The sequence below is a fragment of the Gracilibacillus alcaliphilus genome, from assembly GCF_016909015.1.
Classification (GTDB): Bacteria; Bacillota; Bacilli; order Bacillales; family Amphibacillaceae; genus Gracilibacillus; species Gracilibacillus alcaliphilus.
In genome coordinates, this window is sequence record NZ_JAFBFA010000034.1 from 1 (window position 1) to 12899 (window position 12899).

A 12899-nucleotide genomic window follows, 5' to 3' on the forward strand; every position below is an offset into this window, starting at 1 on the left:
ACTCTCTATACTACCAAGGGGGATTCTTTTCTGTAAAATTGATTCTACGCTCATTTCCCCTCATATTTCTTCATTACAGGAATGCTTTCTATTGGGACGACTCAGCTAACTAAAAAAGAAAACCGCTTTTTTAGTGGATCTTCAGCTCGTCCTGTTCCCATAAGAGTCTGCGTGGTTGGCCTACGCTAGGAAATAGTTCTACACTTCATGCAATAAATAGCATCATGTAGGTAGGCCACTTTGTATCAACTAACTGGTAACTGAGGATGTTCTAACCAAACACTGTAGGATCAAATCATAGCGAAACGGTCAGTCGCAGCGGTTGCCTTGCTCTCGATATCTGCCATGGTCGTAATAGCTTAACATGAAGTACGGTAGCCTAGTGAAACATGTGCCAAAATATTTCCTTTTGCATAAAGAGGTTGTTCAAAAAGTAAGGAATATCTTTTGTTGGCTGTACTGATGTCAACTTTAAAAGGGTTTACATAAGATACAAAAGGGGAATATGAAGATATACTAGTTTTTGAAGAAGAGAGAGGTGATTTCGGTGTTGGAGAAACAATTAGTAGGACAGAAGGCTGTAGAATATATAGAAGAAGGTATGATCGTCGGTTTGGGAACGGGATCGACTGTAAACATCGTACTTCGTGAATTAGGAAACAAGGTTAAGCAAGGACTCAAGATACACGGGGTAGCCACATCCAAATTTACGGAAGAACGTGCACTGGAACTCCACATTCCTCTTATAGATGTCGCTGATATTGATCATATCGATATAATGATCGATGGAGCGGATGAAGCCAATGATCAATTTAACTTGATTAAAGGAGCAAAAGGAGCTCTGTTACGCGAAAAGATGATTGCTACCAGCTCCACACATTTCGTTGTGGTGATTGGGGAACAAAAGTATGTACACAAGCTTGGCGCTTTTCCTCTGCCTGTTGAAATTGTTCCTTATGCATGGAAAGTTACCATCAGGCAAGTAGAAAGGCTTGGCTGTAGAGTCACCCTCAGAATGTCAGAAAGCGATATCCCTTTTATCACAGATAATGGTAATTATATTATCGATTGTCATTTTAACCATATTGAAGAACCAAGTGTGTTATCGACCCAAATTAATGCTATTCCTGGTGTTGTTGATAATGGTCTGTTTGTCGATATGGCCGATACGATGATTATTGGCAAGGCAGATGGGAAAATAGAAATTAAAGAGAAATAATGAATCACACGAATAAACCAAAAAAAGAAGGGCGGCCAAAGTGTTCCTGGGATGTTTGACAGGACGCGTTGGCGAACAGGTATTAAGATGTAAAAAGTATAAGCAAAATAATAGGTGACCCTTTCCAACATTCCTTATAATAGTGATAGACCTTCATAAGAAAAGGATGGTTATTACTAGAAAAAGGAAATTGGAGAGGGTTTTATGAATAATACTGGATTAGTACTAGAGGGTGGAGGAAGCCGTGGGGTCTATACGGCAGGTGTGTTGCGCTATTTAATGGAACATGAGATGTATTTCCCTTATGTGATCGGGGTTTCAGCCGGTGCATGTCATGGATCTTCCTATATATCCCGGCAAATTGATCGTAATAAAAAAGTAACGATTGATTATGTCGATCATCCTGATTATTTATCTTTACGAAATTGGCTGACTAAACGCCAGTTATTTGGCATGGATTTTATTTTTGATCGTTTGCCAAATGAACTAGTTCCCTTTGATTTTGCTTCTTTTAATAAGGCGCCCGAAGAGTTTGTGGTTGTTGCAACGGACTGCCGAAGTGGGGAACCTATATTCTACGATAAATCACATTACGCAGACGACATGCTGACACTACTGCGCGCCTCCAGCTCACTTCCATTTGTGGCACCTGTCGTTAACTATCAAGACCGAGCGCTAATGGACGGGGGAATAAGCTGCCCAATCCCTGTAAAAAAATCAGTAGAGGACGGAAACAAAAAGAACGTTGTCATATTGACGCGCAATCGAGGCTATTTCAAAAAGCCACAATCTTTTCAAGGTTTATTAGAAAAGAAATATGGTCAATATCCCGGCTTGATACAATCGATTAAGCAACGCCACACGGAATATAATCACACATTGCAATACTTATTGGAGGAAGAAAAGAAAGGCAATGTATTTATTATATCCCCAACGGAGAAGTTAAAAGTCGGCCGGGTAGAAAGAAATAAGACTAAATTAACGAATCTTTATCAGCAAGGTTATCATGATATGCAAGCACAAGCTAGCTCTTTACAGGCCTTCTTAGCATAGAACATTTGGAAGGATATATTAATCAGCAATGGAGTGGAACAATTGTATGAAGACTATTATTTTTGATGTAGATGATACATTATATGATCAAGCCCAATCTTTTCACCGGACGTTTCATCGTCATATTTCTGACAATTATAGTTACGAAGAAATTGATAAGGTCTATCGTGCCAGCAGAAAATATTCAGAACAATTATTTGACCAGAGTGAAGCAGGAGAAATAACTGTATACCAATGGCAGACAGAACGATTTCGCATGGCTTGTCATGATTTTGGCATGGAGATGAGTACACAACAAGCGGAGACATTTGATCGAGGGTATAAAGAAGAACAAAGTAATATTCAGCTGTTTCCTGAAGTTCGGCAATTATTAGATGAGCTGTTCCAACAAGGTAAGCAGCTAGCCATTTTAACCAATGGGGAAGAACAGCGGCAAATGTTGAAGATTAAACAACTCCAGCTTATGAAATGGATACCGGATGATCATATCTTTATTTCGGGTTCTTATGGGGTGGCTAAGCCAAACAAAGCTATTTTTGATATTGTCGCTGAAGGGTTGCAATGCAATCCAGAACAGACGATTTATGTTGGCGATTCGTATGAAAAGGATATGGTTGGTGCCAAACAGCTGAATTGGCACACGGTCTGGATGAACCACCGCCATCATCCGGCAACAAAATCTGTACATGAGAATGTGAATGTAGAAGTGCATCATGCCGATCAATTGTTAGACTATTTTCTTGCAAGGCAGCAAGCTTGATAATCTCAGCAAAAATAAACAATGTCTGCTGATCCTTTATTGGTCGGAAAAAGTTGCTGGATCAAAGGATAAGGAGGAGTGTGTAATGAAATATGTAATCATTGGAGGAGTAGCAGCTGGAATGAGTGCAGCGATGGAGATTGTTAGAACTGATCAAGCGGCTGACATCACGGTTCTCGAACGCGGGGATGTCTATTCCTATGGGCAGTGTGGTTTGCCCTATGTGATCAATGGATTAGTGCCTTCTGCAGCTGATGTGATCGCTCGTTCTGTATCCACATTCCGTGACGAATATGGCATTCAGGCTGAGGTTCATATAGATGTAATCGCGATCGATATCGACAAACAACAGGTAACGGCTAAACGAGTGTTATCTGATGAGTTGGTCATATTTGATTATGATCGCTTACTCGTTGCTACTGGAGCAGATCCGATCATCCCTGACTGGTCAGGTGTCCATCTGGAGGGGATTCACGTGCTAAAAACGATCCCTGATACCACTGGCATTATGGCTGACTTAGCGGAAACCATTCGTCATGTTACCATTATTGGCGGGGGGTATATCGGATTAGAGGCTGCAGACTCTTTTCGTTCTAAAGGCTTGTCTGTAACGATTGTTCAAAGAGGAAAACAGCTGGCAAAGATTTTTGATGCTGAAATGGCAGAGTGGATCACAGCAGAAGCAAATAAAAACGGTATAGAGGTGAGATTAGACGAAGAAGTGGTCCGTTTCACTGGAACACAGCGAGTAAAGGAAGTCGTGACCAATAAAGATACCATTGCAACGGACTTGGTACTCATTAGTGCCGGTATTAAGCCGAATACTGATTTTCTGAAGGACACTTCTATCCAGCGAACCAAGGCAGGAGCAATTATTGTAGATGCAAGTATGCAGACTTCGAGCCAATATATCTATGCAGCTGGCGACTGTGCCACCCACTATCACTTGATCAAGCAAACAAATGATTATGTCCCGCTTGGTACGACAGCCAATAAACAGGGCCGGATTGCAGGTGCCAATATGGCAGGAAACCGGCTGACATTTAAAGGGATAACAGGAACATCTATTATCAAATTCTTTGATTTGACTCTGAGTAGGACAGGTATCAGCGAGAAAGAAGCAAAACAGCTGAATATTCCCTATCAGGCAGAAACAAAAACTGCCAACAATCAAGCAGGCTATTATCCAGGTGGAGAGGAAATGCACATTAAATTACTTTATCATCGATATACGAACCACTTACTTGGTGTACAGATCATTGGTAAAAAAGGTGTCGACAAACGCATAGATGTGTTCGCAACGGCCTTGTATAATCAGATGACAATAGATCAGCTGCAAGATTTAGACTTGGCTTATGCACCGCCTTATAATAGTGTATGGGATCCACTGCAGAAAATATCACGACGATGGAATCGGGATAAAACATAGAGAAATACCCATTTTAGTTCTGGTCAAATAAAGACTGGACAGCCGCAGCTGTGTGTAATTGTTGAAGTGCTTCCACATAATCTTTTGCAATGGCACAGTGGATATTCTTTTTAATGGGACGAAAATATGTAAGCACCTTGTCATCATGAAACCATTCATCAAACAGGGCGGGCTGGTGCTTGATATTCTCCCAAGCCTGAGGCAGAGTCGGGCTGTAGATATAGTTGCCTGTAGAATGATGCGTGAACACATGTGGCCAATAATCGCTTCTGGAGCCGCTGTGCTTTATACTTTCCGCCCATTCTACCATTGCCTGATGATAAACAGGTTGGCTGATGATATGCAGCAGTTTTTTCCCTAATAGAATGCGCTGTTTGAGGGAATGAAAATGTTGAACTGGTAACCCGACTATTTGTGTCCCCTGTCGAGTCAGGTACGGGAGCAGGATATAGTTCCATTGAAACAGTTCTGGAAGGCGCATATCTATTTTCTCTTTTAGTGTCGGTTGATATTGCTTATTTTGAATCACTCTTTTTTCAATATAGTGTTGTTCGTTAATAATTAAGGCTGTATCAATCAAGTAGCTGTTTCTGTTATTAAAAAAGTGATTCCACAAAACTTGCATAAAGATGGAAACATGGAAATAAGGCAGCAAGTGTGTCAGATTGGTTTGCCGTTTCATGCTTTCTTGATAGAGCAAGAGCTGCGGATAGGCATCTTGAAAGATCAACCAGTTATTCCTTTCCAGAAAGGAGAAAAAATAGTGCTGCTGAGCCGGTGTCAACAACTGGGATTGAAGACTGCTCTTCAGGTCGGTCATATTCCAGCCGCCATTTCGCGAGACCATATGAGCTAAGAAAGGCCATTTTAATTCAGGGTATTGTTGATAGAAGTGAAAATAGGCGGCTGTCCTTGTCAAGTTGTTTAAATTAGCTTGTACTGTTTTGCTGTGAATCATTTGAATGATTTGTTGTTCTTCTTTAGAAAGAATTGGAACATTCGGTCTAGTTGTCTCTAAAGCCTGTTTTATCGATTTAACGGGATTAGGCATGGAAAGAAATCGCAGAAAAATGGTTACTCCTCCTTTCAAGTGCTCGGTATGTGTGAATGTTGTTCAGGGAAGAAACTATTTGAGGTTGTTCAAAAAGTCCTATAAAAATGACACAGCGAATATCGGAGTTGGCGGTAGAGGAACTTCTACTAAGATCACCCACATCGTGTGGGTAACACAGAAGTCAACACATCCTATGCAAGTCCGTTACTCAAAGCTACGCCGCCTTGAACTTCTTGATCCTTTTTATCGAACTTTTTGAACACGCACTATTTGGATATACAATAAAAAACATTTTTTGATAAAAGTATTGAAATGTATTTTTATCTATAGTATGATTATTTTCATACAAATTTATTACATAGTATTTCTTATCCAGAGAGGCGGAGGGATTTGGCCTGATGATGTCTCAGCAACCAGTCTATCTATAGACATGGTGCTAATTCCAATAGATAAGAAGATTGTTTTCTTAGTGTGTGTAAAACCTTCTTCTTATTGTGAAGAAGGTTTTTTTACTGGATAAGTAATCGAAAAGGAGAAGATACCATGACAACAAACAGTAAAGCAGCCCCATTTCGAGCCGACCATGTTGGTAGTTTATTAAGAACAGATAAATTATTGCAAGCAAGAAAAGATTTCCAAGCTGGCAATATTTCTTCACAACAGTTAAGAGAGGTAGAAAACCAAGAAATCAGTTATATTGTCGACAAGCAAATTGAGGTAGGGTTAGAATTAGTTTCTGATGGGGAGTTTCGTCGTCGTTTCTGGCACACTGACTTTTTAGAACATTTAAACGGGATCGAAGGGTATGTACCAGAAGTAGGCTACATTTTCCACGGAGAAGAAGAAACAGAGCGGTACAATGTTCGCAATATTGGAAAGGTCTCCTTTAATCCGGATCACCCTTTTCTGCAAGACTTTAAAGAACTTAATGAAATTGTAGCTGGCAGAGCTGTTGCCAAACAAACCATCCCAAGCCCGAACCAATTATTTAATGTCGGGATCCGTGATGAGAGTATTTATCCAGATATTGAAGCATATGCACAAGATATTATTCAAGCTTACCGCGATGCCTTGCAGGCTTTTTATGATTTAGGTTGTCGGTATTTACAGTTTGATGATGTCTATATTGCTGGATTATCTTCACCTGATATTCCATTTAATGATGGTGAACATGACCGTGATTATTTAATCGATTTAGCATTGCGTGTAGTTAATGGTGTATTGGAAGGTAAACCAGAAGATTTAGTGATCACGACTCATTTATGCCGTGGTAACTATCGTTCTAACTGGGCCTTTGAAGGAAGTTATGATTTAATAGCTCCTACGTTATTTGCCAAAGAGAAGGTAAATGGTTTCTTTTTGGAATATGATGATGAGCGTTCAGGAGGATTCAAGCCGCTTAATTATATTCCAAATGGCGGGGCAAAGGTTGTGTTAGGCCTCATTACCTCCAAGAACGGAGAGCTTGAGGATAAAGAAGCTATTAAAACTCGAGTGCAAGAGGCTTCTCAGTATGTTCCTTTGGATCAATTATGTCTTAGTCCGCAGTGTGGCTTTGCTTCTACACACCACGGAAATAATCTGACAGAAGAAGATCAATGGAATAAACTGAAATATATCGTAGAATTAGCCAAAGAAATTTGGAATTAACCTTTGAAAAAGATCCCTTATGGCAGCAGCTGTAAGGGATCTCTTATTTTTAATAATCTAGGTTTACCACTGGCCGTTAGTCAATCTTTTTCATTCTTTATCTCGCTCGCTACCAGTAAACTGTATACAGTATCTAAACAGGGTGTATCTAAGGAATGTGCTTGACTTCTTTGATATAAATAACCTTGTATATAGGTCGTTTCCAAGGGCTGCTGGTTCATGATGTCATAATACATACTGGTTCCCATATAAGGTGGATATCCATCATAAATCTGCATAATCTCTTCGATTATGTCTTCTTCAAAGTCAATTCCTTCGGCTGCTGCAATGGTAATTCCCTCATGAAGCAGTTTCCTGCACAATTGTCGTACTTTTGCTTCTTTGAGGATGATTGCCGTATTTCTGCTTAAGGCAGTTACCGAATTAATGGCTAGATTAACAAGTAATTTATACCATAGATCATATAGATACTGATCATGAAGTTGTAGATCAAGTTTGCTGTCCGCTATCGCTTGTTGCAACATGGTGGTAGCATCGTTTTTAGGAAGAATAAGCGTACGGTCTCGGAAATGAGTGACGACTTGTTCCTTTTTCTGGCCGCTAATATAAACAACGGCTTGGTATGTGTTCGGGAGTGTGAACCTCTCCAGTTGTCCATGACCATTCTGACATAAAATACAGATCGACTTTTTATCTGTGACTTGTGGAAGAAATGGTAGAATCCCTTCTAATTGTGTTCCTTTTACCGCGATAAATAGATAATCAAAAGCAGTTAAGGTTTGTGAAAGTGCCTTGACTGGAAGGATGGTAGAAGCTGATATTCCTGCTCGTTTAATTTGTACCTTTCCTGTCTTTCTTCCTAACAATGTGACATCATAACCGCTGTCTTGTAGCGTCTCGGCGATCACAGCACCTACTGCTCCAGGACCAATAATACCAAATGTATGCATAACTTGCGTTCCGCCTTTCTCCAGTAAATCTATATACGTTATTTTAATATAAGATTCAAAATAAATATAGCCTATATAGGACTGGAAGACTAACATCTGTACTTTTCCATAATTGTATGCTATTTTTTGAACAGATACCAATCAAGAGAGGTGTAGGAATGAAAACAGAACAACAGTATTTTCAAGAGGGAAGAACCATCCAAGATTATATGGAGCAGATGAGTAAATTAAAAGAGGAGAGTTTTTATGTATATGAAAATTTTCAACTTCCAGATGATGGTGAAGCAGAACAATTAAAAGACATGGATATTCATTTGTTAACGATTACGGAAGACTGGTGCGGCGATGCAATGATGATTAATCCGGTTATTCGAAAAATTGCAGAAGCCGCTGGCATTGAATCTCGTGTGGCGTTAAGAGACGAAGATACCGACTTAATTGATCGACATCTTACTAATGGCGGAAGGGCAATTCCTATTGTGTTGATACTTGATGGAGCAGGGCATCTAATAGGAAAATGGGGGCCAAGGGCGCCAGAAGTACAGCAATTAGTGGATCAGCTTAGAGATTCCTTACCAGCAAAAGACGCTCCTGATTTTGCAGAGAAGCAAAGTGAGGCATTCGCGGCATTAACAGAGAAATATCAATATGATAAAACCTTATGGCAGTATGTATATCATAGTTTTATGGAGAAATTAGTGTCACTTACAAAAGAATAGATTGGAAGAGAACTGTCAGGTTTCCGTTAAAAGGAATCTGACAGTTTGTTTTGCAACAGGAATTATATCCAATCTCAACCCTATTTCAAAACTATCCTCTGTAAAAAAATATGGAGAGCAACTTTTCGTAGCGGGAATCTACCTTGGCTAAATGGTAAAGGACTAAATGCTTTTCTTATTTTTTCTCTACCAGATTAGTTTTTGTTGATTGTCTGGAAATAGTCCTAAACACTTCTATCGACAAATATCCCTGTATTTCAACTTTTTATTTGAATATTAGTGATGAAAAAGTACCAAAAAGGGGCAATATTCATGAAATAGGTTTAATGCTGTCTTTTTAAAGGTAATTAACATTATGTATACCACAATATGACTTAATAAAAAAGGAGAGATAGTATGGATCAATTTGAGAATATGATGAATAACTTAATGCAGTCCGTTCCGAACGTCATCATTGCCATTCTGCTATTACTGCTAGCGTGGGCAGCGGCCTGGATTTGTAAATCTATTGTCGAAAAATTGTTTGTAAAAGTGAATGTGCACAAGAGTCTAGCTAAAATAAGAATTGCACGTGATGAAGAACAAGGAAAAAGTATTCTGTCATTTACAGCAAAGATTGTATACTTAATTGTATTTATCTTATTCTTGCCAGCTATTTTAGATGCATTAAACATGAATTCGGTAGCCAGTCCGATAAGTAACATGATGGACAAGTTACTAAACTTTATTCCAAATATCGTAGCGGCAGCAATTATCTTAATCATTGGATATGTGATTGCGAAGATTGTCAAAGAACTGGTTGAAAAATTATCATTGGCACTGAAATTAGACAGATGGTTTAATAAAATCAAGCCAACAGGCAGTCAGAATCAAGCAGAAGGTGTAGCACTTTCTTCTGTAATTGCCAATGTGGTATTTGTGATTATTCTTATTCCTATTATTACGATTGCTTTAGAGGCATTAGGAGTATACTCGATTGCAGCACCAATTACCTCTGTGTTGGATCAAGTGTTACAGATTATTCCTAATATTTTTGTGGCCATTGTCTTGATTATTGCTGGTTATTATTTAGCCAATTTCTTATCTGATTTGCTTACCAACGTGTTGCGGGGAACAGGTATCAATAATGTTTATTCCATGTTAAACCTTACTAAAGAGGACAACACGATTCCGTTTGACCTTGCAAAAGTGCTTGGTATGATTGTGAAAGTGGTAGTTGTACTGTTCTTTACGGTTGAAGCCCTAAATTTATTACAACTGCAAGTATTGAATGGTATTGGAGCAGCTGTGATTACCTATATCCCGTTCTTAGTTAGTGGTTTATTGATTCTAATTGGCGGCTTGTTATTAGGGCATTTCTTATCTACATTGGTACGCAACTATACCAATAGTATTGTATCAGCAACCATCGTAAAATATATTGTCATTGTCTTTGCTGTTTTTATGACATTAGATCAGCTTCAGTTTGCTACTTCTATTGTGAATTGGGCGTTTATCCTTATCTTAGGCGGCTTAATGATTGCTTTTGCTATTTCATTTGGTATCGGCGGCAGGGATTTTGCCAAACATCAATTGAATAAAGTCGAAAATAAAATGAACGATAAACAGCAATAATAAATACAAAAAAACTGTCCCATGCATTGGGGCAGTTTTTTTGTTCCACTATAGGAAAGTATAAAAGTTTATGGATTATGGTATAAGTAAAACAAAGGCTTTCGCCATAAAGACTAGGTGATAAGCCAAGTTTTTCTAATAAGTTCAGAAAGGATATAATTGTTCATGCGTTCATTCTTATTCAAGAATAGCCATGTCCAGCTCCAAGCGCCAAACTTTAGAGATTTTACGTCACGCCCTACGATAAGTCGACATCGACTTCTTCCGTCGTCGTGTTTCCTTTATCTCCGTTGTGACGCTCCAATCTCTACGTTTTTAAAAGGGCGCTTTTCGTTCAAAGGTAAGAAAGTATATCCAATGCCAGCCATTATTAGCTACTTCAGAAATAACCTTCGTAGAAGCCATGCCTGCGGAAAGGGCGACTTCTCGCAGCGGACATCTATCTTGGCTAAAAGGTAAAGGACAAAATGCTCTTCTTGTTTTTTCTAATGTGCATCCATATTTACTTTTCATTTTAGCAGTGGAGTGATACGATAGAACAAAATGAACAGAGGAGTCACTACTGATGGTTAAACGAATGGTGCTGATGGAATTAATTTATGCTGTCATCATAGGCATAATATTCGGTTTTGTCTTGAAAAGCTTCTGGCTGGGTATGTTAGCCGCTTTTATTATAGGTGCATGTATGATAGCCATTATGCTGTTTATCTTAAAGAGGCAGGAACGAAAAGCGAGTAGGGGATGAACTAAGGCCCCTTGATATATTTCACTTCTGAAGGTTTTGTAACATTAGTAGACTTTGATCAAGAGTCAGCTATGTTTTCTTTCATTTTAGAAAAAAGCATAAGATTCAGCAGGATAATTACTGGTTTATGTCGAATATATATTTTATCATCGCTGTAATTATGTTTCAGTATCTTCCTTTGCCAGCATTTCTTTGTCCTCGGAGAATTTATCATGTGTTGCTTCAATCACGTGCTCAAATAAATCATGATAATGCTCTTCAATAGCCGCTATCCCTATCCCGGTAATTCCACCTTTGACACATACCTTGTTGATTAATTCTGTCAGTGTAAAATGCTGCTCCGATAATAGTTTGCCATATCCGGATAACATTTTTTCCATTAAGGCAGTAGCTTGTTCTTCTGTGATAGAAGTAAGTTGGTGAGAAGCATGAATATATTTTTGCGCCAGAAATGAAAAAAAGGCAGGACCACATGACACCAGATCAGAAGCGATTCTAATAATCGATTCATCAATCTCCATTACTTCAGAGAAATTACTCCATATTTGAATCAATTGATCTTGTTTATAAGCATCCACACGTGAGCCGAACGTAACCAAGGTAACGCCAGCTAAAGCATAATTTGTAATACTTGGGACCATCCTCGCTACTTGACAATGGACTAATTTCTCCAGCTCCTCCGTCGATAAGGCACTGGTTATTGAAACCAATAGTTGTTTTTCGGATAAATATGGACTTATCTCTTGCAACACTGCTTTCATCTCCAGCGGTTTTACACATAGATAAATGATATCTGTTTGTTCCACAAGGTCGTATATACTTTTTGTTACTTGTATGTCCGGATATTGATGTTGAATGGCATAGGCCTTTTCCATATTCCGATTGGTAATATAACAGTCTGTTTCCTTGATAGTTTCCGATTCAATAAAGGCCCTCACCAAGATACTACCCATATTTCCAGTTCCTATAATGCCCCATTTCATCATTACTCGCCTCCTGGATGGTTACTAAGACTATCCTATGACACACTGTTCTATTCTATGATAAAGGAATGATTAACATGTCTTGGTTAATAAAGAATTGGTATATCGCTGTGATTGCAGTAATTGTCGGTTTGTGGCTAATCATTAATCCCTCTGACACCAAGGGAGAGGTCGATGTTATCCAAGAAGAACAAGCAGCTGATGAATTTATAACAGAGGAAGAAACAATTCACGAAACAACCGCAGAGATCAAGGTAGATATTAAGGGAGAGGTTCAGAAGCCAGGTGTTTATACCGTCCATTCAGAAAGTCGGTTATTAGATGTGGTTACTCTTGCAGAGGGTTTTACCGAAGAAGCGGATCAGCGGTCCATCAATTTAGCAGAACGGGTATATGACGAAATGGTGATCTATGTACCTAATCAAACAGAGGTGGAACACGAGCCTACAGTAATCCCTGCTACATCTGACAGTATACAAACAGATCAACAGCAAGTAAGAATTAATATTGCGACGGCAGAAGAAATTCAAACTATCCCTGGAATTGGACAAGTCAAAGCCCAGGCCATTATTGAGTATCGTGAAACATATGGGTTATTTACAACGATTGAAGATTTAACAAATGTTTCAGGTATTGGTGATAAAACATTAGACAATATAAGAAATTATATTATGGTTCCATAAAGTCCGTGTTCAATCTTAACAGACACCACTATCCCCTCTG

General features: G+C 38.9%; 12 protein-coding genes and 1 riboswitch. Of the genes, 9 read left to right on the forward strand and 3 right to left on the reverse strand.

Translation table 11 applies throughout. The features are described 5' to 3' along the window. The first annotated feature begins 547 nt into the window (after window positions 1–547). From rpiA to JOD18_RS19250, 4 genes are all read left to right on the forward strand, one after another. Window positions 548–1219 (forward strand): ribose-5-phosphate isomerase RpiA, encoded by a 672-nt coding sequence (gene rpiA, locus JOD18_RS19235; RefSeq protein WP_204670744.1) that lies wholly within the window; start codon window positions 548–550, stop codon window positions 1217–1219. Between the two features lie 204 nt (window positions 1220–1423). Then, a complete protein-coding gene (locus tag JOD18_RS19240) occupies window positions 1424–2272 on the forward strand; it encodes a patatin-like phospholipase family protein (RefSeq protein ID WP_204670745.1) in 849 nt (282 codons plus the stop codon). Window positions 2273–2318: 46 nt separating this feature from the next. Continuing rightward, entirely contained in the window at window positions 2319–3032 is a 714-nt protein-coding gene (locus JOD18_RS19245) for an HAD family hydrolase (RefSeq protein ID WP_204670746.1), read from the forward strand. A gap of 85 nt (window positions 3033–3117) precedes the next feature. After that, complete coding sequence (locus tag JOD18_RS19250; RefSeq protein WP_204670747.1) at window positions 3118–4461, forward strand: FAD-dependent oxidoreductase; 1344 nt, start codon at window positions 3118–3120, stop codon at window positions 4459–4461. A gap of 13 nt (window positions 4462–4474) precedes the next feature. Here JOD18_RS19250 and JOD18_RS19255 read toward each other — a convergent pair whose 3' ends face one another. Then, window positions 4475–5512, reverse strand: a complete 1038-nt coding sequence (locus JOD18_RS19255; RefSeq protein WP_204670748.1) for a DUF2515 family protein — start codon at window positions 5510–5512, stop codon at window positions 4475–4477. 368 nt (window positions 5513–5880) lie between these two features. After that, window positions 5881–5971, forward strand: a riboswitch (SAM riboswitch). Window positions 5972–6058: 87 nt separating this feature from the next. Here JOD18_RS19255 and JOD18_RS19260 point away from each other — a divergent pair. Then, the gene (locus JOD18_RS19260) at window positions 6059–7165 is read left to right on the forward strand and encodes a 5-methyltetrahydropteroyltriglutamate--homocysteine S-methyltransferase (RefSeq protein ID WP_204670749.1); all 1107 of its coding nucleotides are present in this window, start codon (window positions 6059–6061) and stop codon (window positions 7163–7165) included. Window positions 7166–7245: 80 nt separating this feature from the next. Here JOD18_RS19260 and JOD18_RS19265 read toward each other — a convergent pair whose 3' ends face one another. Further along, a complete protein-coding gene (locus JOD18_RS19265) occupies window positions 7246–8115 on the reverse strand; it encodes an oxidoreductase (protein ID WP_204670750.1) in 870 nt (289 codons plus the stop codon). A gap of 158 nt (window positions 8116–8273) precedes the next feature. On the opposite strand from JOD18_RS19265, the gene JOD18_RS19270 reads away from it, so the two are divergent. The 3 genes from JOD18_RS19270 to JOD18_RS19280 all read left to right on the forward strand — a co-directional run bounded on the left by JOD18_RS19270 (window position 8274) and on the right by JOD18_RS19280 (window position 11193). Continuing rightward, window positions 8274–8834, forward strand: a complete 561-nt coding sequence (locus JOD18_RS19270; RefSeq protein ID WP_204670751.1) for a thioredoxin family protein — start codon at window positions 8274–8276, stop codon at window positions 8832–8834. Between the two features lie 396 nt (window positions 8835–9230). Beyond that, window positions 9231–10448, forward strand: a complete 1218-nt coding sequence (locus JOD18_RS19275) for a mechanosensitive ion channel (RefSeq protein WP_204670752.1) — start codon at window positions 9231–9233, stop codon at window positions 10446–10448. A 565-nt stretch (window positions 10449–11013) separates the two neighbouring features. Further along, window positions 11014–11193: a hypothetical protein gene (locus JOD18_RS19280; RefSeq protein ID WP_204670753.1), complete on the forward strand. Its 180-nt coding sequence runs from the start codon at window positions 11014–11016 to the stop codon at window positions 11191–11193. Window positions 11194–11351: 158 nt separating this feature from the next. Here the strand turns inward: JOD18_RS19280 and comER are convergent, their stop codons facing one another. Further along, the gene (comER, locus tag JOD18_RS19285) at window positions 11352–12179 is read right to left on the reverse strand and encodes a late competence protein ComER (protein WP_239588240.1); all 828 of its coding nucleotides are present in this window, start codon (window positions 12177–12179) and stop codon (window positions 11352–11354) included. Between the two features lie 74 nt (window positions 12180–12253). On the opposite strand from comER, the gene JOD18_RS19290 reads away from it, so the two are divergent. Beyond that, the gene (locus JOD18_RS19290; protein ID WP_204670754.1) at window positions 12254–12859 is read left to right on the forward strand and encodes a helix-hairpin-helix domain-containing protein; all 606 of its coding nucleotides are present in this window, start codon (window positions 12254–12256) and stop codon (window positions 12857–12859) included. The last annotated feature ends 40 nt before the right edge of the window (window positions 12860–12899 follow it).

Coding starts and splice junctions, on each gene's coding strand:
- comER (WP_239588240.1), bottom strand. CDS start 12,179: ATGATGAAATGGGGCATTATAGGAACTGGAAATATGGGTAGTATCTTG.
- JOD18_RS19290 (WP_204670754.1), top strand. CDS start 12,254: ATGTCTTGGTTAATAAAGAATTGGTATATCGCTGTGATTGCAGTAATT.
- JOD18_RS19265 (WP_204670750.1), bottom strand. CDS start 8,115: ATGCATACATTTGGTATTATTGGTCCTGGAGCAGTAGGTGCTGTGATC.
- JOD18_RS19240 (WP_204670745.1), top strand. CDS start 1,424: ATGAATAATACTGGATTAGTACTAGAGGGTGGAGGAAGCCGTGGGGTC.
- JOD18_RS19270 (WP_204670751.1), top strand. CDS start 8,274: ATGAAAACAGAACAACAGTATTTTCAAGAGGGAAGAACCATCCAAGAT.
- JOD18_RS19250 (WP_204670747.1), top strand. CDS start 3,118: ATGAAATATGTAATCATTGGAGGAGTAGCAGCTGGAATGAGTGCAGCG.
- JOD18_RS19245 (WP_204670746.1), top strand. CDS start 2,319: ATGAAGACTATTATTTTTGATGTAGATGATACATTATATGATCAAGCC.
- JOD18_RS19280 (WP_204670753.1), top strand. CDS start 11,014: ATGGTTAAACGAATGGTGCTGATGGAATTAATTTATGCTGTCATCATA.
- JOD18_RS19275 (WP_204670752.1), top strand. CDS start 9,231: ATGGATCAATTTGAGAATATGATGAATAACTTAATGCAGTCCGTTCCG.
- JOD18_RS19260 (WP_204670749.1), top strand. CDS start 6,059: ATGACAACAAACAGTAAAGCAGCCCCATTTCGAGCCGACCATGTTGGT.
- JOD18_RS19255 (WP_204670748.1), bottom strand. CDS start 5,512: ATGCCTAATCCCGTTAAATCGATAAAACAGGCTTTAGAGACAACTAGA.